This is a genomic window from Streptomyces sp. NPDC005485, assembly GCF_040606085.1.
Lineage (GTDB): Bacteria > Actinomycetota > Actinomycetes > Streptomycetales > Streptomycetaceae > Streptomyces.
Genome location: NZ_JBEXDZ010000025.1, coordinates 23268 through 43223 on the forward strand (window position 1 = coordinate 23268; position 19956 = coordinate 43223).

Annotated in this window: 19 protein-coding genes; 10 read left to right on the top strand and 9 right to left on the bottom strand. The window is 71.4% G+C overall.

Features of this window, described 5'->3' with window-relative positions; translation table 11 throughout:
• Window positions 1-2: 2 nt before the first annotated feature.
• Window positions 3-1223: a saccharopine dehydrogenase C-terminal domain-containing protein gene (locus ABZS97_RS11475; protein WP_356136252.1), complete on the bottom strand. Its 1221-nt coding sequence runs from the start codon at window positions 1221-1223 to the stop codon at window positions 3-5.
• 128 nt (window positions 1224-1351) lie between these two features.
• Between ABZS97_RS11475 and ABZS97_RS11480 the strand changes: the two genes are divergently transcribed.
• Window positions 1352-2077 (top strand): TetR/AcrR family transcriptional regulator, encoded by a 726-nt coding sequence (locus ABZS97_RS11480; RefSeq protein ID WP_356136254.1) that lies wholly within the window; start codon window positions 1352-1354, stop codon window positions 2075-2077.
• Here the strand turns inward: ABZS97_RS11480 and ABZS97_RS11485 are convergent.
• From ABZS97_RS11485 to rpmG, 4 genes are all read right to left on the bottom strand, one after another.
• On the bottom strand, window positions 2058-2861 hold the full coding sequence (locus ABZS97_RS11485) for a DUF4097 family beta strand repeat-containing protein (RefSeq protein ID WP_356136256.1): 804 nt from the start codon (window positions 2859-2861) through the stop codon (window positions 2058-2060). The genes ABZS97_RS11480 and ABZS97_RS11485 overlap by 20 nt on opposite strands.
• Before the next feature lie 144 nt (window positions 2862-3005).
• Complete coding sequence (gene ykgO / locus ABZS97_RS11490) at window positions 3006-3128, bottom strand: type B 50S ribosomal protein L36 (RefSeq protein ID WP_356136258.1); 123 nt, start codon at window positions 3126-3128, stop codon at window positions 3006-3008.
• 37 nt (window positions 3129-3165) lie between these two features.
• A complete protein-coding gene (locus tag ABZS97_RS11495) occupies window positions 3166-3426 on the bottom strand; it encodes a type B 50S ribosomal protein L31 (RefSeq protein WP_356136260.1) in 261 nt (86 codons plus the stop codon).
• Window positions 3427-3473: 47 nt separating this feature from the next.
• Window positions 3474-3638 (bottom strand): 50S ribosomal protein L33, encoded by a 165-nt coding sequence (rpmG, locus tag ABZS97_RS11500; protein WP_356136262.1) that lies wholly within the window; start codon window positions 3636-3638, stop codon window positions 3474-3476.
• A gap of 205 nt (window positions 3639-3843) precedes the next feature.
• Between rpmG and ABZS97_RS11505 the strand changes: the two genes are divergently transcribed.
• On the top strand, window positions 3844-4176 hold the full coding sequence (locus ABZS97_RS11505) for a putative quinol monooxygenase (RefSeq protein ID WP_356136264.1): 333 nt from the start codon (window positions 3844-3846) through the stop codon (window positions 4174-4176).
• Window positions 4177-4225: 49 nt separating this feature from the next.
• Here ABZS97_RS11505 and ABZS97_RS11510 read toward each other — a convergent pair whose 3' ends face one another.
• Window positions 4226-5131 carry a glycoside hydrolase family 16 protein gene (locus ABZS97_RS11510; RefSeq protein WP_356136266.1) on the bottom strand — a complete coding sequence of 302 codons (906 nt, stop codon included), beginning with the start codon at window positions 5129-5131 and terminating at the stop codon, window positions 4226-4228.
• Window positions 5132-5421: 290 nt separating this feature from the next.
• Here ABZS97_RS11510 and ABZS97_RS11515 point away from each other — a divergent pair, with 290 nt between their 5' ends.
• Entirely contained in the window at window positions 5422-6840 is a 1419-nt protein-coding gene (locus ABZS97_RS11515) for a cytochrome (RefSeq protein WP_356136268.1), read from the top strand.
• A 46-nt stretch (window positions 6841-6886) separates the two neighbouring features.
• Here ABZS97_RS11515 and ABZS97_RS11520 read toward each other — a convergent pair whose 3' ends face one another.
• Entirely contained in the window at window positions 6887-8185 is a 1299-nt protein-coding gene (locus ABZS97_RS11520) for an MFS transporter (RefSeq protein WP_356136270.1), read from the bottom strand.
• Between the two features lie 178 nt (window positions 8186-8363).
• Between ABZS97_RS11520 and ABZS97_RS11525 the strand changes: the two genes are divergently transcribed.
• From ABZS97_RS11525 to ABZS97_RS11555, 7 genes are all read left to right on the top strand, one after another.
• Window positions 8364-9317: a LysR family transcriptional regulator gene (locus ABZS97_RS11525; protein WP_356136272.1), complete on the top strand. Its 954-nt coding sequence runs from the start codon at window positions 8364-8366 to the stop codon at window positions 9315-9317.
• Window positions 9314-9904 (top strand): GNAT family N-acetyltransferase, encoded by a 591-nt coding sequence (locus ABZS97_RS11530; protein ID WP_356136274.1) that lies wholly within the window; start codon window positions 9314-9316, stop codon window positions 9902-9904. The genes ABZS97_RS11525 and ABZS97_RS11530 overlap by 4 nt, the downstream gene beginning before the upstream one ends.
• A gap of 151 nt (window positions 9905-10055) precedes the next feature.
• On the top strand, window positions 10056-10304 hold the full coding sequence (locus ABZS97_RS11535) for an acyl carrier protein (protein WP_356136276.1): 249 nt from the start codon (window positions 10056-10058) through the stop codon (window positions 10302-10304).
• A gap of 42 nt (window positions 10305-10346) precedes the next feature.
• Window positions 10347-13028, top strand: a complete 2682-nt coding sequence (locus ABZS97_RS11540) for an aldehyde dehydrogenase family protein (protein WP_356136278.1) — start codon at window positions 10347-10349, stop codon at window positions 13026-13028.
• Complete coding sequence (locus ABZS97_RS11545) at window positions 13025-14755, top strand: thiamine pyrophosphate-binding protein (protein WP_356136280.1); 1731 nt, start codon at window positions 13025-13027, stop codon at window positions 14753-14755. The genes ABZS97_RS11540 and ABZS97_RS11545 overlap by 4 nt, the downstream gene beginning before the upstream one ends.
• Window positions 14756-14766: 11 nt before the next feature.
• Complete coding sequence (gene fabF, locus ABZS97_RS11550) at window positions 14767-16038, top strand: beta-ketoacyl-ACP synthase II (RefSeq protein WP_356136282.1); 1272 nt, start codon at window positions 14767-14769, stop codon at window positions 16036-16038.
• The gene (locus ABZS97_RS11555; RefSeq protein ID WP_356136284.1) at window positions 16028-17368 is read left to right on the top strand and encodes a condensation domain-containing protein; all 1341 of its coding nucleotides are present in this window, start codon (window positions 16028-16030) and stop codon (window positions 17366-17368) included. Before fabF ends, ABZS97_RS11555 begins: the two co-directional genes overlap by 11 nt.
• Window positions 17369-17439: 71 nt before the next feature.
• On the opposite strand, the gene ABZS97_RS11560 is transcribed toward ABZS97_RS11555, so the two are convergent.
• Together ABZS97_RS11560 and ABZS97_RS11565 are read right to left on the bottom strand one after the other, a co-directional pair.
• Window positions 17440-18675 carry an ATP-grasp domain-containing protein gene (locus ABZS97_RS11560; RefSeq protein ID WP_356136286.1) on the bottom strand — a complete coding sequence of 412 codons (1236 nt, stop codon included), beginning with the start codon at window positions 18673-18675 and terminating at the stop codon, window positions 17440-17442.
• Between the two features lie 24 nt (window positions 18676-18699).
• A complete protein-coding gene (locus tag ABZS97_RS11565; protein ID WP_356136288.1) occupies window positions 18700-19905 on the bottom strand; it encodes an MFS transporter in 1206 nt (401 codons plus the stop codon).
• Window positions 19906-19956 lie beyond the last annotated feature (51 nt).

Consider the following 19956-nt stretch of genomic DNA (forward strand, 5'->3'; position numbering starts at 1 on the left):
GGTCACTGCTCGCGGATGCCCCACGGGGAGCCGTAGGCGGTGAGCAGGTCCAGGAAGGGGCGGGCGGGGAAGGCCTCCGGGCCGAGGACGCCCGCCCCCGTCCAGGCGCCTGTGGCCAGGAGTTCCAGGGCGACTACGGGGTTGATGGCGGTCTGCCACACGACCGCCTGGGAGCCGTACTCCGCCATCGACCACTGGTTGTCGACCACGTGGTAGAGGTAGACCTCGCGCGGTGCGCCGTCCTTGGTGCCGCGCACCCAGGTGCCCGCGCAGGTCTTGCCGTGCATGCGCTCACCCAGGGTCGCCGGGTCGGGCAGACAGGCGGCCACGACGTCGCGGGGCGACACCGCGACCGGGCCCGCCGCGCCCGGCACGGTCACCGGGTCGGTGCGGTCCAGGCCCAGCAGATGCAGCGTCCTGAGGGTCCGGATGAACTCCTCGCCCAGGCCGTACTTGAAGGTCACGCGGCGTGCGTCGACCCAGCGCGGCACGAGCAGCACCTCCTCGTGCTCCACGTTCACGCACTCGACCGGGCCGATGCCCTCGGGGAAGTCGAACACCTCCGGCTCGCTGAAGGGCGCGGTGGTGAACCAGCCGCGGTCCGCCTCGTAGACCACCGGCGGGTTGAGGCACTCCTCGATGGTGGTCCAGATGCTGAAGGACGGCGCGAAGTCGTAACCGTCGACGGTCAGGTTCGCGCCGTCGCGGATGCCGATCTCGTCGATCTCGTCGAAGAGTTCGTCGGCCGCGTACCGTGCGAAGACGTCGGAGAGCCCCGGCTCCACCCCCATGCCGACCAGCGCGAGCGCCCCCTCCTTCTCCCAGTCGGCGGCCTGCGCGAACTGCGCGTCACCGAGCATCACCCCGCACTCCTCGTACGGCCGCTCGGGGTGCGGGCGCGACAGCGACATCGCCATGTCGAGGTAGGTGGTACCGGCGGCGAACGCCGCCTGGAAGAGGGGCATCACGAAGCGCGGGTCGGTGGCGTTGAGCAGCACGTCGCACCGGTGCCGCGTCAGCAGCTCCGTCACCGCCGCCTGGTCGGAGGCGTCGACGCGCGCGGCACGGAACCGGCCGCCGTCGTCCGCGAGCGCGGCGACCGCGGCCTCGGCCCGGCTCAGGTCGTAGTCGGCGACGACCATCTCGTCGAAGAACGGGCGGCGGGCCGCGATCCGGGTGATCGCGGTGCCCACACCGCCGGCGCCCACAAGCAGCACACGCATGACACGCACTTCCTCTCCTCGGGGTCAGGGCGGGCCCGCGTGGACCGGCGCCCCTGCCGGCAGATACAACGCCGCGCGCCGGGATAAGGTCAATGGCGTTGGCATAAGGGTGGGGGCGAGGAGACGCGGTGCCGAAAGCGGTGGTTCCCGAGGAGAAGCGGCGCCGACGACGTCCCACCAAGAGCGGCACCGTGCTGTCCGAGCAGCTGATCGTCGAGACCGCGCTGCGGATGCTGCGCGAGCACGGCAGCGCCGGACTCACCGCCCGCCGCCTGGGCCTGGCCCTGGACGCCGACCCCAGCACCCTCTACCGGTACTTCCGCGGCATGGACGACCTGACGCTCGCCATCGGCGACGCCCTGATCGGCCAGGCGCTGCACGGCTGGCGGCCCACAGGGAAGTGGCGGGCGGACCTGCGCGCCCTCGGGCTGCGCATCCACGCCGTGTACGTCGCGCATCCGCAGGCGGCGCTGCTCACCGCCAACCGGGTCACCGGCCGGGCGCACGAGCTCGCGGCCGACGAGGCCATCCTCGACGTGCTGCGCACCGCGGGCTTCCCGCTGCCGGACACGGTGCGGATCTACCAGGCCTTCATCGACCAGACCCTGGCCTTCGCCGCGCTCGACGCCGCCTCGCTCGCCCTGCCGCGCGAAAGCCTCAGCGCCGACGAGGACATGTGGCGCTCGACATACGCCCGCCTTCCCCGCGTCACCCACCCCCGGATCGCCGAGGCGGCGCCCCTGCTGGCCGCCCGCATGGTCGACAGCGCCTATCCCACCGCGCTGGAGATGCTGCTGGACAGCGCCGCCGCACAGCGGGAGCTGCTGCGCGAGGCTACTCGCGGATCGCGGTGACGTCGCCGTTGACGGTGCTGAGGGTCATGGTGCGGTGTACCGCTTCGGAGGTGCGGACGTCGGTCGAGGCGCGACCGTTGTCGGTGGTTGCCCTCACCCGGTAGGCGGGGGAGTCGTGCGGCACGGTGACCCGGACCGACCCATTGGTGGTGGCCGCGGTGACCCGGTCAGGGGAGGTCGCGCAGCCGAGCACGACATCGCCGTTCACCGTCTCGGCGTGCAGTCCCGCGCTGCGCAGGGTGTCCGCGCGGATCGAGCCGTTGCGGGTCGTCAGCCGGGCCGCGCGTGCGCCGTCGCCCGAGCGGGTCACCGTCACGTCGCCGTTCACAGTCGCCAATTCCAGGGCGGCGGAGACTCCGGCGACGTCGATGCCGGCGTTGCGGGCGGAGACGGAGACTGAGGTCCCGGCGGGGATGTCGACTTCGGGCATACGGGGGCACGGTCGGCCGTCGCCGTCGCCGTCGCTTTTGCCTTTGTCGTCCGTCCGGCACGACAGGTCCAGGACCCAGGTGCGGTCCTGGTGGGACCAGTGGGTACGGATGTGCCGGTCGGCGACGACCCGGTCGCCGTCGGCGGGACGCAGTCGCACCCCGTTGTCGGTGGTGATGACCAGCCGCGTCCCCCGCGAAGGCGCGGGCTCCGCGCCGGCCGCCCGTAAGCCGTCACCGTTGCTGCCGTTGCTGCCGTTGCCGCCGTGGTCCGCTCCGCCGCACGCTCCCGCCAGGGGGAGGGCTGCCAGCGCGGCGGCCAGGGCCCAGGCGCGCGTCACACTCCTTGTGTCCATGCCCCGTCGGTTTCCCCGGAGTCGGCCGTCCATGGCCTCGGGCAGGGGACAGGTCGGGACGGCAGCCGGTTGCCCCACCCACGCCTCGGGCCCCCGTGATCCACGGGGGCCCGAAGCCGTCGTACGCCTGGGACGTGCGCGTCGTCAGCCCTGACGGGCCTTGAAACGCGGGTCCTTCTTGTTGATGACGAAGGTCACGCCTCGCCGTCGGACCACCTGGGCCCCCGGCTTGGACTTCAACGCGCGCAGGGAATTGCGTACCTTCATGGTGCTGTTCTCCTTCTGCCCGGGCGCGAGCCCGCTGTCAGTGGCGGGCGGTGGCCGCGCGGCCGTAGCGGCGCTCGAAGCGCTCGACTCGGCCGGCCGTGTCCAGGACCCGCGAGGTCCCCGTGTGGAACGGGTGGCTCGCCGACGAGATCTCGACGTCGATCAGCGGGTAGGTGTTGCCGTCCTCCCACTCGATCGTCCTGGCCGAGTCGGCGGTCGACTGCGTGAGGAACGTGGCGTCGGCGGCGCGGTCACGGAAGACGACCGGACGGGATGCGGGGTGGATACGGGACTTCATGGGGTGTCCTTCCTGGTGACGGCTCGGCTGGTGACGGCGTACCCGGGTCAGCGTGTCTCCCGGAACGGGACGTGCTGTCCGGCCACCGCGTCGTACTTGCGCAGGACGAGCCGGTCGGGGTCGTTGCGACGGTTCTTGCGCGTCACATAGGTGACGCCGGTTCCGGCCGTCGACCGGAGTGTGACGACGGGGCGTGCGGTGCTGCGTGCCATGAGGTTCTCCTTCCACCCGACACACCTCGGAATATTGACCAAGGCATGTCAATCACATGCGGTGTAACAGCGGCCCCGGCCCTCGCATTCCCGCCTTCCCGACCTCGTGTGCACCCGCCCGTCCGAACGCCGTGTGGACACGGCCTGACGCTCACGACAAGGTCGTGGAGAGCAGTGCGAGTGCGATGAGCCGACAGGGAGACCGATGATCTTCATCACCGCGAAATTCCGGGTCCTGCCCGAGCACGCCGACCGTTGGCCGGAGATCACCGAAGCGTTCACTCGCGCGACGCGCGCCGAGCCGGGCTGCCTGTGGTTCGAGTGGTCCCGCAGCCTCGACGACCCGAACGAGTACGTCCTGGTGGAGGCCTTCCGCGACGGCGAGGCGGGCGGTGCGCACGTCCGGTCCGCTCACTTCGAGGAAGCGCAGCAGACCCTGCCGCCGCACCTCGCCGAGACGCCGCGCATCGTCAACATGGAGGTGCCGCAGGAGGACTGGTCGCTTCTCGGGGAGATGGCGGTGCCGGAGCGGGGCTGAGGGCGCTACGGAAGCGGGGCCCGGCGCCCTCCGCGCCGCCCCCTGGCGGTCACTTCCAGTCGTACGCGTACGCCGCGACCCAGGTGACGTCGAGCTGGGCGCTGCTGCCCGGGGCCGCGCCGGGCCCCTCCAGCGCGCTCTCGTTCTGCAGCACCCAGGACAGGGGGTGGTCCGGCACGCCGCGGGTGTCGTGTCCGGTCTCCCGGCCGTCCACGAAGAACCGCACTTCGCCCGGCGTCCACTCGGTCGAGACGGTGTGCCACTGCGTCCAGTCGTCGCTTCCCGGGAAGTAACCCTGCTTGCCTCCGCCGCACGGATGGTGGAAGGCGGTGAGGGAGCCGGTCCACTCGCCCTCGGGGTGGTCCATCTCGCAGCCCTCGCCGTAGTGCAGCCAGGCGGACTTGTAGCCCGGAGCGACCTTCGTCACCTTGATGCGGGCGCTGTACTTGCCGTACTTCATCTGCATGACGGCGCGCGGCACGAGCGCCGCGGCGTGCACGGGGCCGCCGTCGTCGGGCCGCCACATCCGGATGTGCATCCGCCCGTCGCCGTTCTCCGCGGGCCCCACACTCACGGTGTCCTCCGGGTGGTAGACGCCCACGACGTCCCGGCCCCGGTCGTTCGCCGTGTCGCGCCAACCGGTCGGGTACGCCCACCAGTTGTCGCGGTACGAGCCGCTCAGGCCCGCGCAGTACGCGGCGGAGGTGTCGACACGGTGCTCGCAGTCGCTGAACGCGCCCACGGGCACCCGATCCCCGTTGAAGTCCTCCGCGAGGACCTGCCAGAAGGGTCCGCAGTCGCCGTGGGGCAGTTCGGCGTCGGTGGTGTGGCAGGCGTCCGCCGACCGCGGTGCCCCGTCGGCACGGGGGATACCGAGGAGGGCGGCCAGGAGCAGCAGGCCGAGAGGTATGAGCAGGGCGCGTCCGCGGTGGCCGGGCGCTGCGTGTGAACCCATCGGACGGCTCCTCCGATCTCGGCGTACCGGTCTCCGCGGCCTTCTCCGGGTCTGCTCCGGGTCTGCTCCGCGGCCTTCTCCGAGCCTTTCCCGCGAAGCAGCATCCTCGCCGCCCGGCGGGCACGACGCCATCCCCGCGACGGCACTCGTAGCGGACCGTCGTACTCCGCGCCCCCGTGGCTACTCGCGGGTTCGTCCTGAGGTAAGGTCCCCCCAATTCGTAGTCACCGACCGACAGTGCGCCGGTACGGGGAGTGTCGGTACGGGGAGTATCGGAGGGCGGCAAGGCGATGGAATCCCAGCTGGGTGGCGGCGGTTCGGCGGAGCTGGGCGACATACGGGACGACACCCCGTTGGAGGCGTTGAACCCGGAACCGTTGCTGACCCGCGACTACGAGACGCGCCCCGCGCTCGTCTACGAGCGGCTGCGGCAGCGGCACGGCGCGGTCGCGCCGGTCGATCTGCTGGGCACCCCCGCCTGGTTGGTGCTGGGCTACCGCGAGGCACTCCAGGTGCTCCAGGACGACGAGGGCTGGCCGAAGGGGCTGGAGAACTGGCGGGCCCGTTCGGAGGGCCGGGTGCCGGCCGACTGGCCACTGGGTCCGTCCCTGGAGGTCAACCACGTGCTGATCCAGGGCGGTTCGGGTTACGGGCGGCTGCGGGCGGCCTGGGATGTGGCACTCAAGCCGTTCCAGGACCCGCGCCACCCCCAGGCGAAGCGGCTGAAGACGGCCGTGACCGCCTACGCCGACGAGCTGATCACCCTGGTGGGACAGGGGGGCGGCACAGGTGTGGCGGACCTGTCGGCGCAGTTCTCCCGGCCACTGCCGCTCATGGCGGCCAGCCACCTGCTCGGCTTCCCCGGATCCCAGGGCGACGACGCTCTGATGGACATGTGGCGGGTGCTCGACGCCGGGCCGGACGCGGAGACCGCGCTGGAGCGGCTGCTCGCGACGCTGGCGGAACTCGGGGCGGCGAAGCAGCGGAAGCCGGGGGACGACTTCCCCTCCTACCTGCTGGCCGCGCATCCCGGTCTCTCGCTGGAAGAGTTGGCCCGTGAACTGTTCATGCTGCTGGGTATGACCTCCGACCACGTCGGCATCCTCATCTCCAACACCGTGGTCGAGGTGATCTCGGGTGACGGCGGTGTGCGGGCCAGCCTGTCCGCGGGGATGCTCCGGGAGACCATGAACCGCGCCGTCATGCGCAAGCCGCCGCTGGTGAACTTCGTGCCGCGCTTCGCCGCCGAGGACACCCCGCTCGGCAACTACCTGATCCGGGCGGGCGACCCCGTCTGGGTCTCCTCCGCCGCCGCGCACGCCGACCCGCTCTTCGCCGACCATGTGGCGCCGAGCACCACGATCAGCACCCGGGCTCACCTGTCCTGGGGCGCGGGCCGCCGCCAGTGCCCGGCCCCGGCACGCGAACTCGCGTCGACGGTCGCCGCGGTGGGCGTGGGGCGGCTGTTCGAGCGGTTCTCCCATCTGGACCTCGCCCTCCCCGTCGACCAACTGCCGTGGCGCTCCTCCCCGTTCATGCGCGGGCTGCGCTCCCTGCCCGTACGGTACGAACTCGCCTCGACACCCGCCCCGTTGACGGCGACCGGCCCCCGACCGGCCGCCCCCGGCACGGACTTGCCGGACCCGGTCTCCCGCCGGCGTTCCTCGCTGTGGCGCTACCTGACCGGACTGGTCCGGGCGGGCCGCTGACGCCCGGCGGCGATCTCGCCGGAGGCGGTTTCGGTGTCGCCCGTGCTCAGCGGCGGCGGGCGAGGACGGCCACGCCCGCGAGCAGGGTGAGGAGCATCCCGGTGAACCAGGTCATGGCGGTGGTGGCGGTCACGGTGAGAGTGGCGAGGCCGAGGCCGAGGGCCGGAATGATCAGCCCGAGGTAGGAGAGGAAGAAGAGCCCGGCGAGCGCCTCGCCGCGCTTGGCCGGTGCGGCCATCGCGACGACGGTCCCCACGGCCGCCTTGAACAGCACCCCGGCTCCGATGCCGGCGACGACGCCGCCGACCAGGAACGTCGCGAGGTCGGCGGTGTGCATGCCGATCACGACAGTGACGACACCGGCGGCCTGGGCGAGCAGGCCCAGGGCCCGCTTCGCCGGGGCGGGCAACCGGTTGGTCAGTGTCTGGGCGAGGGCCGCGCCGCCGAAGACCGCGAACACGATGCCACCGGCCAGCGCGCGGGAGGGGTGGTGCAGCGCGCCGGCGACGAAGCCCGGGGCGATCGAGGTGAAGAGCCCGAACACCGCGAACGAGGCGAAGCCGGCCGCCGACGCGGCGAGGTAACCGGCGCGGTCGCCGTGGTCGGTGCTGATGCGCTGCGGCCGGTAGGCGGGCCGGACCAGCCGCTCCTCGACCGTCTCGGGAACGAAGGCGAGGGCGACCGTGCTCACCAGCAGCAGGACGGCGAACACGAGGTACGGCGTACGCAGCGGTGCGTGCACGAACTGCGCCAGGAACCCGGCAACCAGCGGGCCCACCCCGAGGCCACCGATGTTGGCCGCGGTGGAGACCATCTCGAAGCGCTGTCCCGAGGCGCCGGGCCGGTGCGCGGCGTGCAGTTCGTGCAGGTGCGCGGTGGCGGTCGCGGTGACCATCCCGACACCGAGCCCGGTGATCAGCCGCGCGGCCAGCAGCACCGGCAGCGCCGAGCTGGTCAGGAACAGCGCGGCGGCGACCAGCTCCAGCGCCAGTGCGGGCACGAGGACCCGCTTGCGGCCGACCCAGTCGGAGACATGCCCGGCCAGCAGCAGGCTGATCACCACGCCGACGGCGTAGACGGCGAACACGACGGTGACCATGAACGTGGAGAACCCGTCCCGCGCCATGTACAGCGGATACAGCGGAGTGGGCACGGTGGAGAACGCCATCGCGACCAGGAACGCCAGGGCGACCAGCCAGAAGCCGACGCCGTGACGGCGCGAGCCGGAATCGGTCCGGGAGGCGGGCGCGGAATCGTTCGTAGAGGTCGTAGAGGCGGACCCTGGCTCGGTCCGCGAGTCGCCGCCGGTGGTGAGGAGAAGACGCGAGGGCGTCGACGCGGTCATGGCACTGCTCCGATCCGATGGAACGGTGAGGACGGGTGGATGGGCGGAAAGTCGGCGGACGGGAGGTGGTCCGGTAGTGGGCGCCGGCGGTCTTGCTCGTGTCACTCTGCGCCTCACCGACCATCGCGTCCAACGAACATTTATGCTCACTTCGATCGCGATCTGCGATAGTTGTGGCGTGGAGCTCCGTCATCTCGAGTACTTCGTGGCCGTCGCCGAAGAACAGAACTTCACGCGCGCGGCGACCCGTCTGCACATCGTCCAGTCCGCGGTCTCCGCGGCGGTCAAGGCCCTGGAACGCGAACTGGGCGCGCAACTGCTGGACCGCAATTCCAGGCGGGTGCTGCTCACCGACGCCGGTGCGGCACTGCTGCCCAGGGCACGGATCGCGCTCGACGCGGCCCGTGATGCCGCCGACGCCGTCGCCGAGGTGCGCGGTGGTCTGCGTGGCACGCTGCGCCTGGGCACCATGACCTCGGTCGGGCTCCTCGACCTGCCCGCGCTGCTCGGCGAGTACCACCGCCGCCACCCCGGCGTGCTGCTGCGGGCGGGCCCCACGCCCTCCGGATCACAAGGGCACCTCGACGCCCTTGCCGAACGGCGGCTGGACCTGGCGTTCGTCTCGCTGCCCGGGCCGCGCCCTCCCGGCATCGAGCTCACCCGTCTGACCGGCTCGGTGATCGACCTCGTCGTCCCGGACGGCCACCCCTTCGCCGGACGCGACTCCGTCCCCATCGGTGAGCTCGCCGGCCTGGACTTCATCGACTTCCCGGTCGGCTACGGCAACCGGGCCGTCGTCGACCGCGCGTTCGCCGCGGCCGGGGTGCCGCGCCATGTCACCCTCCAGATCGACGACATAGGCACCGGTGCCGAGTACGTCCGGCACGGACTGGGCATCGCGCTGTTGCCCCGGTTCGTCCTCGGTGGGGCGGGCGGCATCACCGTGCTGCCGGTGACGGGCGCCGACCTGGACTGGCCGCTCCAGCTGGCCACTTCGGCCGACCGGGCGCCCGGCGCCGCTGCCCGCGCGTTGATCGCCCTGGTTCGCGAGCGGTCGTGGCGGGTCCGGGACACAGGGCCACGGGTGCCGGGCGACGGGCGCCGGGAAGGATGTGGCACGATCCCGGAATGACCTCCGGCTCGCCCGTACCCCCCGTCGTTCCCGCAGGCCGGATGGCCGGTACGGAACAGCCGGCGCTCGGTCTGGCCGGAGGACTGGAACTGCGGCCGTGGCGTGCGAGCGACGCCGATGTCCTGGTGGCGGCCGGTCAGGATCCCGCGATTCGGCTCTGGAACCTTCTGCATGTGGACTCTCCGCAGGACGCCCGCCGAAGGATCGCGCGCATGCACGAGCGATGGCAGGCCGAGGCGGGGGCGATCTGGGCCATCGCCCGCCCCGGCGGAGGCGAAGCCCTGGGACTGATCGGGTGGGGTGACCTCGACCTCAGGAGTGGCAGCGCCGAGATCGTCTACTGGGTACTGCCCGCGGCGCGCGGTGGCGGTGTCGTCGTCGAGGCCACCCGGCGTCTGAGCCGGTGGGCCCTGGACGACCTCGGCCTGCACCGGCTCCGGCTGTGCCACTCGGTGGCGAACCCGGCGTCCTGCCGGGTCGCGGCCAAGGCCGGTTACACCCTTGAAGGCACCATGCGCGCCGCACTGCTGCACGCCGACGGCTGGCACGACCAGCATCTGCACGCCCTGATCCAGGGCGATTTCTGAGGCTTTTGCCCGGCTTCTCCCGTCGCGATCGTATGGGCACAAGAACGGTCCATGAACGATTGACTCGCGCTTGAGGTGCTCCCTCTAGCGTCCGAAGGGCGCTGGGCCGCTCCGGGGTGCCGTCCGGGTGGCATTCACTTCAGGAGGAGCCATGACGAAAGAGCAGATCGTCGAGGACGTGAAGAACATTCTCGGTGAAATGGTGTGCGTGACGCCGGAGCAGGTGGCGGAAGAAATGTCCTTGATCGCCGATCTGAAGGCCGATTCCCTGCTGAAGTTCGAGCTGTTTCTCGCGCTGGACGACCACTTCGACATCTCGCTCCCGAAAAAGGACCTGTCCGAGAGCGCGGAGACGGTTTCGGACGTGATCGCGTACGTGGAAAAGAGCCTGTCCGCCTGATCCGGGCGCCTGAATTCGTATCAAAGCGGAGGTGTTTTCTACGTGCTCGTCAGCCACAACGATGAAAGTCGCTCGTGGGACCGGATCCGAAGCGATTGCGGAAGCATGGCGCGTGCGCTGCGTCAACGTGGCATACGTGATTCCGACCGGGTCCTGATCTCGGCGACCAATTCCACGGCCTCGGTGCTGGCAACGTTCGCGCTGATGGAGATCGGCGTCTCCGTGGGCCTGGTGGACCGCGGTGTCACACCGGGCCAGTTCGCGCGCCTCGTACAGGAGGCCGGGGCCAGTTTCTTCGTCTCCGACCACGAGAAGTCGGTGCCCGCGTTCGAGCGGCTCGACGCCGACTGGATTCCGCTGAGCGAGATCGAGGCCGAGACGGAGCAGGCGCCCGCGGGCGAGCCGGCCGAGCTGTCGCTCGACCGGTGGGCACAGCGCCAGGACGCGCTGATCGTGTGGACGTCCGGCAGCCTCGGCCGGCCCAAGGGCGTGGTGCGGACCGGCAGTTCGGTGCTCGCCAACGTGGCCCGCACCCAGCAGCGGATGCGGTACACCGAGAAGGACGTGCTGCTTCCGCTGCTCCCGTTCACCCACCAGTACGGCCTGTCCATACTGCTGCTGTGGTGGCAGGCGAAGGCCGGTCTGGTCCTGCGGCCGAGCCGCCGCACCGATGTCGCCCTGGAGGCCATCGCCGACCTGGGCGTCACCGTGGTGGACGCGGTGCCCGCCGTGTACGAGGGCCTGCTGCGCATGCTCGACCGCGGCCGGATCGACGCCGCCCGGCTGGAGTCGGTGCGCATGTGGTGCGTCGGCGGCGAACCCCTGCAGGACGATCTGCGGCAGCGCTTCGCCGACCGGCTCGGCCGGCCGCTGCTCGACGGCTACGGCAGCTCCGAGGCGGGCAACATCGCGCTGGCCGCCCCCGACAACCCGGTGTACTGCGGCCTCCCCCTGGACGGCGTGACGGTGAGCGTCGTGGACGACGAGGACCGGCCCGTCCCGGCCGGCGACGTCGGCGAGGTCGTGATCCACACGCCCGACCTCATGGTGGGCACACTGGAACCCGGTGGCCGTGTCCGCGAGACCCACCGCGCCGCCTACCGCACCCAGGACCTGGGCTTCCTCGACGCGGACGGCAACGTACGCGTCCTCGGCCGCAAGGCCGCCGTGCACCGCTTCGGCAACACCCTCTACCCCGACGCGATCACGGCGAAGGCGAGCGCCTGCGGCAGGCCGGTGCGCGTCATCCCGGTGGAGAACGGGCGGTTCGGCACCGAGCTGGTGTACGTGGTCGCCGATCCCGAGGAGCGCCCGGCCGCCCAGTGGCGCAAGACGTTCGCCGAACTGGTCGCCGAGTTCGAGCAGCCCAACAAGGTGCTCGTCGTACCGGAGTTCCCTGCCCACACCAACGGCAAGACCAACCTCACCGCACTGCGCCACATGGCACAGGCCGCCCAGAAGGGCAGGGCGGGCGCAGCGGACAAGTCCGAGAGCGAGCCGAAGGCGGGCGCGGCTCCGGGCACCGGCGGTTCGGCGATCCCCTTCGGCGACCGGATCACCGTGCTCCAGGACGTGGCCCGGCTGCTCAGCGAGCGCAGGTCCGAAGTCCTCGCCATCCTCACCGAGGTCAGCAACCACCGGACTGCTGTGGACGAGATCGACGCCTCCCTGGAGGCCCTCGACGGCGCGGTCGCCGAAGTCGCCCGCTACAGCCCGCCGCCGGTCAGGCAGATCAGCGTGCTGATGCCGTCCAACATCCCGCTGTACGGCTACATCCTGTACCTCCTCATCCCGAGCCTCTACAGCCAGAAGCTGGTCTTCCGGCCCTCCCGGATGATCGAGGCACAGACCCGCAAACTGCACGAACTGCTCAGTGCCGTGCACGGTCTGCCGATCACGTTGGACGCCAGCGGGCAGCGCGAGTTCATGGCCGAGTCCGGTGCCACCTCCGACGTACTGGTCTTCACCGGCTCGTACGACAACGCCGAGTCGATCCGGGCCGAGCTGCCGCGCAACACGCTGTTCTGCTTCTTCGGACAGGGCATCAACCCCGTCGTCGTGGGCCCGGACGCGCAGTTGAGCAGTGCGGTCGACGGTCTGATGAAGGTGCGCATGCTCAACTCCGGCCAGGACTGCTTCGGTCCGGACGTGGTGTTCGTGCACACGTCGGTCAGTGCCCAGTTCTGCAATCTGCTGTGCCGGCGCGTCGACGCGCTGCGCCACGGCACACCCGACGACGCGTCGGCCGACTACAGCTCGATGTTCTACGAGGAGGCGTTCGAGTCGACACTCGAATACCTGCGCACCAAGCGGGAGTTCCTCGCGGCCGGCGGCCGGATCGACTTCATGGACCGCCATCTGCGACCGACCGTGCTGATCCACCCGACCGACACCACGTTCCTGCCCCCCGAGCTGTTCGCACCCGTCTTCAACGTGGTGCCGTTCTCCTCGGCGGAGTGGTTGCACACCGTGCTGAAGCACCCCTACTACGCCGAACGCTCCATGGCCGCCTCGGTGTTCGGAAGGATGCCCGAGACCGTCGCGGTGCTGCGTGACCGGCACATGGTGAGCACCGACGAGACCCTGGTCGAGATCGAGGACGGCAACAAGCCGTTCGGCGGTCGCGGCATCCGCGCGAACTACGTGGCCCTCGGCAAGGAACGGCACGCCGAGCCGATGCTGCTGTCCAAGGCCATCGCCGACTACCTGCCGAAGGCGTCATGAGCGGGAGCGCGGACACGTCGGCGGCGGCAGCCTGGGCCACCGCGGCCGCGGTCCTGTCCGCATCCGGCGTGCACACCGTGTTCGGTCTGCCCGGCGACGACATGAACGCCCTGGCGGCGCTCCACGAGGCCGGCATCCGCTTCGTCCTCTGCCGCGACCAGCGCAACGCGGTGTTCATGGCCACCGGTTGGGCGATGCAGTCCGGCGAGGTCGCCGTCGCCGTGGTGGGCAAGGGCCCCGCGGTGACCAACACGGTCACCGGGCTGCTGGAGGCGTCCGCGTCGGCGGCGCCGGTGGTGCTGCTCAGCGGCGGCACGCCCGCGCAGCACCGCGGCAGCGGGGCGTTCCAGGAACTCGACCAACTCGCCGTGGTCGCCCCCCTGGTGAAGTACGCCGCGCGCGTCGAACACCCCGACCGGCTGGTGCCCACGCTGCAGCGGGCCCTGCTGATCGCCCGGCACGAACACGGCCCGGTCTACGTGGAGTTGCCCGAGCAGCTGCTCGCCGAGGGCGGCAAGGCGACGCAGGGTGCCGTGGCGGCGCCGACCGTGGCCGAGACGCCGTACGAGATCACCGTCCCGGCCGATTCCGCCGCCCTGCGCACGCTGCGCGCCGCGCGGCGGCCGATCGTGCTGGTCGGCGGCGGCATGCGGCACCGCAACGGAGGTGGCTCGGTCGAGCGGTTCGCCGAGCGCATCGGTGCCGCGGTGGCCTGTACGGCGTCCGGTCGCGGCGCGGTCGACGAGTCGTCGCCGCTGTTCTGCGGGCTGTCCGGCCTCTACACCCCCAAGGAAGCGGTGCGGCTCTGGGCGGACACCGACTGTGTGGTGGCGCTGGGCAGCAGGCTGGAGGAGACGGCCACGTTCCAGTGGCCCGAGGGCATCGGCCGGGACGTCCCGGTCGTCCAGGTGAACCTGGCGGCCGCCGACTTCGCCACCGACCGGCAGGGACCGAAGGTGCTCGCCGACGCGGGCGCGACCGTCGACTCCTGGCTGGCCCACCTGCGGCAGGAGGACACGGCGGACCCGGCATGGGCCGCGACCGTCCGCGAGGTGAACGCCGGGATCCACACCGCGAACCAGGAGTGGCTCAAGGAGCTGGCGCACTCCCCGGACCTGCACATCGCGGAGGTGCTGCGGGCACTGGACGCGGAGTTGCCCGCCGACCGCGTGCTGGTGCAGGAGAACGGCCTGCAGGACATGTGGTCGTATCGGTTCCCGCTCTACTCCTGTGCCTCGGGGGCCGGTTCGATCGTGCCCTCCGAGCAGACCAGCCTGGGCTTCGGTGCCGCTGCCGCGCTCGGCGTCAAACTGGCCGCGCCCCAGCGGCCGGTGGTGGCCTTCGTCGGTGACGGCGCCTTCGCCATGGCCGCCGCCGACCTGCCGACCGCGGTCCGCTACGGCGGCGGACTGCTCTACGTCGTGCTGCGCAACGGCGGCTACGGCTGGCTGCAGGTCCAACTCGACCAGCGCGAAAGCCCGTTGCCGGACCACGCCTTCGTCGACCCCGAAGCCGTAGGGGTGCAGGCGCCGCAGCTCGTGGGCCTGCACCAGGTGACCGTGGCCGACAAGGCGTCACTCGCGGCCGATGTGGCACGGGCCTGGGAGAAGTGCGCGGCCGGGAACGTGGTCGTGCTCAACGTGCCCGTACGGCTGTCGGACGCCCTGTTCGGCGCGGACGTCGCGGGCGGAGATTTCCCCGTGCTCGGGGAACCGGGCGGGGAGTGAGGGAGAGCGGGTTGTCCACAGTTGCCACGGGGACGCGGCGGAAGGTGGTGGTCACCGGCTGGGGGGCCGTCACCCCGCTCGGCCCCTCCGTCGACCGCACCTGGACCGCACTGACCGCCGGAAGGAGCGGCATCGCCACGCTCACCGGCCTCGACACCACCGGCCTGGCCACCGACTTCGGCGGCGAGGTCGAGGACTTCGACGTCGCGCAGTACCTGAAGCCCCAGCAGGCCCGCCGTATGGACGCCTACGCGCAGTACGCGTTTGCGGCCGCCGCCGAGGCGATGGCCCAGGCCGAACTCACCCTGGACGAGGCGGAAGGGCAGCGCACCGGCGTACTGATCGGCACGGGCTACGGCCCCACCGAGTCGGTCGCCCGGCACGTCTCCGTCCTGACCGAGAAGGGCCCGCAGCGCGTGAGCCCCTTCGCCCAGATCACCGGGGCGATGGACAGCGCGGCCTGCGAGATCAGCTTCCACTTCGGGGTGACCGGCCCCACCCGGGCGCTCAGCACCGCCTGCGCGTCCGGGGCGGACGCGATCGGCGAGGCGGCGCGCTGGATCCGGCACGGCGTGCTCGACATGGCCGTCGCGGGCGGCGCCGAGCACATCCTGACCCGCCTCGACTACGCCACCAGCGGCAACGCCCAGGCCCTGTCCACCCGAAACGACGCGCCCGAGGAGGCCTCCCGGCCGTTCGACACGGACCGGGACGGCTTCGTGATGAGCGCGGGCGCCGGCGTCCTGGTCCTGGAGTCCGAGGAACACGCCCGCGCCCGCGGCGCACGGATCCTGGCCGAGGTCGCGGGTTACGCGTCCACCTCGGACGCCCACCACTGGACGGCCCCGCACCCCGAGGGCCGCAGCGTCCGGGCCGCGATGAGCGGCGCGCTCGCCGACGCGGGACTGCACCCGACGGACGTCGACTACATCAACGCGCACGGCACCTCCACCAAGGCCAACGACCGGGCCGAGGTGGACGCCGTGCGCGCGGTCTTCGGCGCGCACGCGGAGCGGATCCCCATCAGCTCGACCAAGTCCATGACCGGCCACATGATCGGCGCCGCCGGAGCGGTGGAGGCGATCGTCGCCGGGCTGGCCATCAACCACGGCGTCGTGCCCCCGACGATCAACTGCCACCGGCCGATGGACGAGAAGCTGAACTTCGTGCCGCACCACGCGCAGGAGCACCGGGTCGACGTGGTCATGAGCAATTCCTTCGGATTCGGCGGTCACAACGCCGTTCTCGTCCTACGCGCTGGGGAGTCCCGTCGTGCCCACTGAGTACGAAGACCTGCCGGCCTACGGAATGCCCGTGCGCAGTCTCGCCGGCGGCGAGGTGGACAGCGACGGCTACCTGCGCAGGAATCCGGCGGAGCCGGTGTGGAACCTGCTGCGGGTGCAGGGTCCGCTGGACGCCGCTCGGCTCGCCGCGGCCGTCGAGCGGGTCTCCCTCGCCACCGACGTGCTCCACCTGCGGCTGCGCTCCACCGACCGCGGCCCCCGCCTGGTCCAACGGGAGCCCGTACCCCTCAAGTTGGAGATCCGCGACGTCGAGTCGCCGGTCGTCGACGGCAGACTGGCCAAGGAGGTGGCGCTTGACCTCGCGCCCCTGCTGTTCGACAAGATCGATCTGCGCCACGAGCCCGCCGGCCGCGTCTGCCTCGTACGCGGCGCGCACGGCGGAGAACAGCTGCTGGCACTGTCCTTCGACCATTCCCTGCTCGACGGCTGGTCGCTCGGCCTGCTCACCCGCGCCCTCGCCGGTGCCTACCGGACGGGCGACTACACGCCCCGAGGGCGCGGCTTCGCCGACTTCGTGCGCGCACTGCCCGCTCAGGCGGAGAGGGAGCGGAGCCTGTCCGAGTGGAGCGGACTGCTCGAAAAGCACCCCCTCCCCGGCCCCCCGCTGCATCTGCCCGGAGGCCGGTCCAAGTGGCCCGAACCCTTCGAGATCAACGGCTACTTCGACCGGTCGCTGCCGCCGCGGGTGCCCGCCGACCTGACCGCCGCGGTCGCGCACACCGGTCTCACCCGGGCGCAGCTGCTCTCCGCCGCCACCGCCCTCGCGACGGGTCTGTTCGCCGAGGGACCGCAGCCGGTGCTCAGTCTGCGGCACGGGCACGCGCGGCCGGAGGACGTCCTGGTCGTCGGACCGCTCGTGGAGCCGTACGTCATGCTGCCGCCGAGCCCGGAGCCCGCCGCGGTGGCGGACTGGCTGATCGCGCACGCCCGGACAAACGAGGCGCTCCCGCCGACGTACGGCCGCTCGATCCGCGACGTCGCGCCGCTGGCCCCCCGCAATGTGGCCCTCAACATCATTCCCCCCGCCCGCCCACTGGCCTTCGACGGTGAGACCAGGGCGACTTCGGCGTCGCGGGACTTCCTCGCCCCGCTGTGGGAGGGGGACCGGCCGGTGGTCCCGTCGACGGCGGCGATGTGGATCAATTACTACATGGACCAGCCCGGCACGGTCGAGGTCAGTCTCACCTACGACACCGAGGTCATGCCCGAGCCGCAGAAGCTGATGGACGCCGTGGCGGAGGTGGTCGCCGCCACCGCGCACGAGCCGGACCTCGGCGTGGAGGCGCTGCGCGCCCGGCTGGGCGCGTAAGCGGGCGGACACGGCGGCGTCCCCGGTGCTCAGGGCACCGGGGATGCCGCTCCCGTCTTCCCGCAGACCGCTCAGGCGGCCTCTACGTAGAACCCCTCGTCCCGCTCCAGGTCCCGGATGGCCGCCAGGTCCCGGTCCAACTCCTCGACGGTGTCCGCGACGAGGGACACGAAGCCGGGCGACGTGGCCATGTCCACGGTCTGCCTGAGGGGAGCGCCCGCCCGCACGCCGGTGACGAGCCGGTCGTAGGAGGGCAGTTCGCGGAAGCGGTCCTGCCAGGACGTGGACACCCCGGAGCGCCGGTTGATCAACCACACGTTGCGGACCGTCCGGCTCCACCGCACGGCCCGGTCGTCGAAGTCGGCGAACCCGCGCGGGTCGGTCAGCGCCGTGGCCAGCAGCTCCACATGAGAGGTGCCGGAGTACTTCTCGATGACGTCGGGCAGCAGGGCGCCCATCAGCCGCGCCCCGGTCTCGATCAGCACCGGTCCGTCCTCGGTGAGCATCACCTCGCTGTGCGCGGCGCCGTCGGTGATGCCGAGCGCGGTGACCGCGCGCCGTACGTAGTCCACCAGCGGGGCGACATGAGCCGCGGTCATCGACAGCGGCTGCTGGTAGTCGTACAGCGGCGCGCCGGTCGGTCCTGAGGCCTTCATCGACAGCCATACGTCGGAGACCTTCTGTACGCCGCCCACGGCCACCGTGTTGACGATGTACTCCGTGCCGACCAGGTACTTCTGCACCAGCGCGGCGGGATTGGGATTGCCGAAGTAGTCGTCGCTGCCCAGCACGGCCGAGCAGGCCGTCCGGACCTGTTCGGCGGTGGTGCAGATGTGCACGTTGTCCGTGCCGGCGCTGGCGGCCGGTTTGACGACGACCGGAGAGCCGGCCGCGGCGAAGAAGCCGACGGCGGTGTCCACGTCCGTCGCGCCGACTCCCACCGGCGCGGCCAGTCCGACGGCGGCGAGCCGGCCGGCCATCGCGTACTTGTCGCGCCTGGCCAGCACCGTGTCGAAGTCGTTGCCGGGCAGCCCGAGTTCGTAGTTGAGGGTGTCGGCCACCATGACCCCGCACTCGGCGCCCGCCACCACCCGGTCGACTCCCGCGTCCTTCAGCGCACGCACGGCGTCGTCGAGGTGGGGGAAGTAGCCGAGGTCGAGGGAGTAGTGGGCCGGCACGAAGGAGTGGCGCAGTCTCGCCGGAGGGACCTCCTGGCTGTGCACGTGGATGCACTCGACGCCCTGCTCAAGAAGCTTCTCCACCAGGAACGCGGCGGTCGAGTAGCCGTCAACTATAGCGATCTTCACCAGTGAACTCCCGTTCGTAGATCATCAGGACGCCACCACCTCCGTCTGCTCGTTCTGCTCGGCCGTCGGGGCCGGGCTGTCGCGCAAGCGCACATCGCACAGGTACGCCGCACCGGCGATCACCGCGGCCGTGGCGCCGAAGGCCGCGAAGGAGGCGACCGGTCCGCCGTGGTCCATGACCACACCGGCCAGCGGGGATCCGGCCACATTGCCGATCAGGAGGGCGCTGGCGTACGCACCCATGGCCACGCCCTTGCTGCCCTCGGGGGCCAGCAGGCTCACCGAGGTCGCGGTCGCGGACAGGGCGGGTGCCACGAAGAAGTTCGCGGGAACGGCCAGCAGGCACAGCCAGTACCACTGGGTGGCCAGGCCCATCGGCATGCACAGCAGTCCGAGGACCGCGGTGACCACGAACACGGAGGGCGGGCGGCGCATCCCGCCGTACACGAGCCCACCGGCCACCGACGCGACACCCGCGACGACCAGCAGCAGCCAGCTCCACTGGAGCTGACCCCATCGCTGCAGCGTGCCGATGGCGGCGACCTCGAAGCCGATCACGGCGATCGACGCGGCGACGGTCATCCCGAGCGCGCACGCCATCCGGGGGGACAGCCAGTCGGTGAGGCGGGGCTTGCGGCCGTCCTTGGGGCGGGCCTTCTGCAGTGGCGGGTTGAGCACCAGATACGAGAGACCGGAGAGGAGCAGCAGGGCACCCATGACGAGGAACGCCACCGTGGGGGAGGCCTGCGAGGCGAGCAGGATGCCGACCGACGGGCCGACCATGTAGGCGAGGTCGGTGGTCATCGAGTCCACCACGTACGCCGTGTGCCGGTTCTCCTCGGTCACCATGGTCGCCAGCGCCAGCCGGATCACCGTGAACGCCGGCAGCGTCGTCAGGCCACCGACGAACGCCGCCGCCAGCAGCGCGGGATACGGCAGGAGGTGGGCCAGTCCCCAGAACAGCGACTGTGCCGTCACCACCAGCGCGAGCACCTTGCGCAGGCCGTACCGGTCGAGACCGCGGCCCTGGAACGGCGCGCCGATCCCGGCCCCCGCAGTCCACAGCGCGGACACGAGGCTCGCCGCGCCGAAGCCGCGGTCCAGATTGCTCACGACATGCAGGAGGATGACCGCGGAAATGCCGAGGCCGGGCATCTTCGCCAGCAGCCCTATGGTCATCAAGGGCCGGAGCTTCGGCTCGGCGAAAACCTGTCGATAGGCAGCGAACATGGATACGGCTCCCGGACTGGTACTGGGCGGGCAATTACTTGTTCAATGGGC

Excerpts from the sequence above, each read along its gene's own strand:
- ABZS97_RS11515 (WP_356136268.1), top strand. The coding sequence starts at position 5,422 with ATGGAATCCCAGCTGGGTGGCGGCGGTTCGGCGGAGCTGGGCGACATA.
- ABZS97_RS11530 (WP_356136274.1), top strand. The coding sequence starts at position 9,314 with ATGACCTCCGGCTCGCCCGTACCCCCCGTCGTTCCCGCAGGCCGGATG.
- ABZS97_RS11510 (WP_356136266.1), bottom strand. The coding sequence starts at position 5,131 with ATGGGTTCACACGCAGCGCCCGGCCACCGCGGACGCGCCCTGCTCATA.
- ABZS97_RS11535 (WP_356136276.1), top strand. The coding sequence starts at position 10,056 with ATGACGAAAGAGCAGATCGTCGAGGACGTGAAGAACATTCTCGGTGAA.
- ABZS97_RS11505 (WP_356136264.1), top strand. The coding sequence starts at position 3,844 with ATGATCTTCATCACCGCGAAATTCCGGGTCCTGCCCGAGCACGCCGAC.
- ABZS97_RS11485 (WP_356136256.1), bottom strand. The coding sequence starts at position 2,861 with ATGGACACAAGGAGTGTGACGCGCGCCTGGGCCCTGGCCGCCGCGCTG.
- ABZS97_RS11475 (WP_356136252.1), bottom strand. The coding sequence starts at position 1,223 with ATGCGTGTGCTGCTTGTGGGCGCCGGCGGTGTGGGCACCGCGATCACC.
- rpmG (WP_356136262.1), bottom strand. The coding sequence starts at position 3,638 with ATGGCACGCAGCACCGCACGCCCCGTCGTCACACTCCGGTCGACGGCC.
- ABZS97_RS11495 (WP_356136260.1), bottom strand. The coding sequence starts at position 3,426 with ATGAAGTCCCGTATCCACCCCGCATCCCGTCCGGTCGTCTTCCGTGAC.
- ykgO (WP_356136258.1), bottom strand. The coding sequence starts at position 3,128 with ATGAAGGTACGCAATTCCCTGCGCGCGTTGAAGTCCAAGCCGGGGGCC.
- ABZS97_RS11565 (WP_356136288.1), bottom strand. The coding sequence starts at position 19,905 with ATGTTCGCTGCCTATCGACAGGTTTTCGCCGAGCCGAAGCTCCGGCCC.
- ABZS97_RS11545 (WP_356136280.1), top strand. The coding sequence starts at position 13,025 with ATGAGCGGGAGCGCGGACACGTCGGCGGCGGCAGCCTGGGCCACCGCG.
- ABZS97_RS11520 (WP_356136270.1), bottom strand. The coding sequence starts at position 8,185 with ATGACCGCGTCGACGCCCTCGCGTCTTCTCCTCACCACCGGCGGCGAC.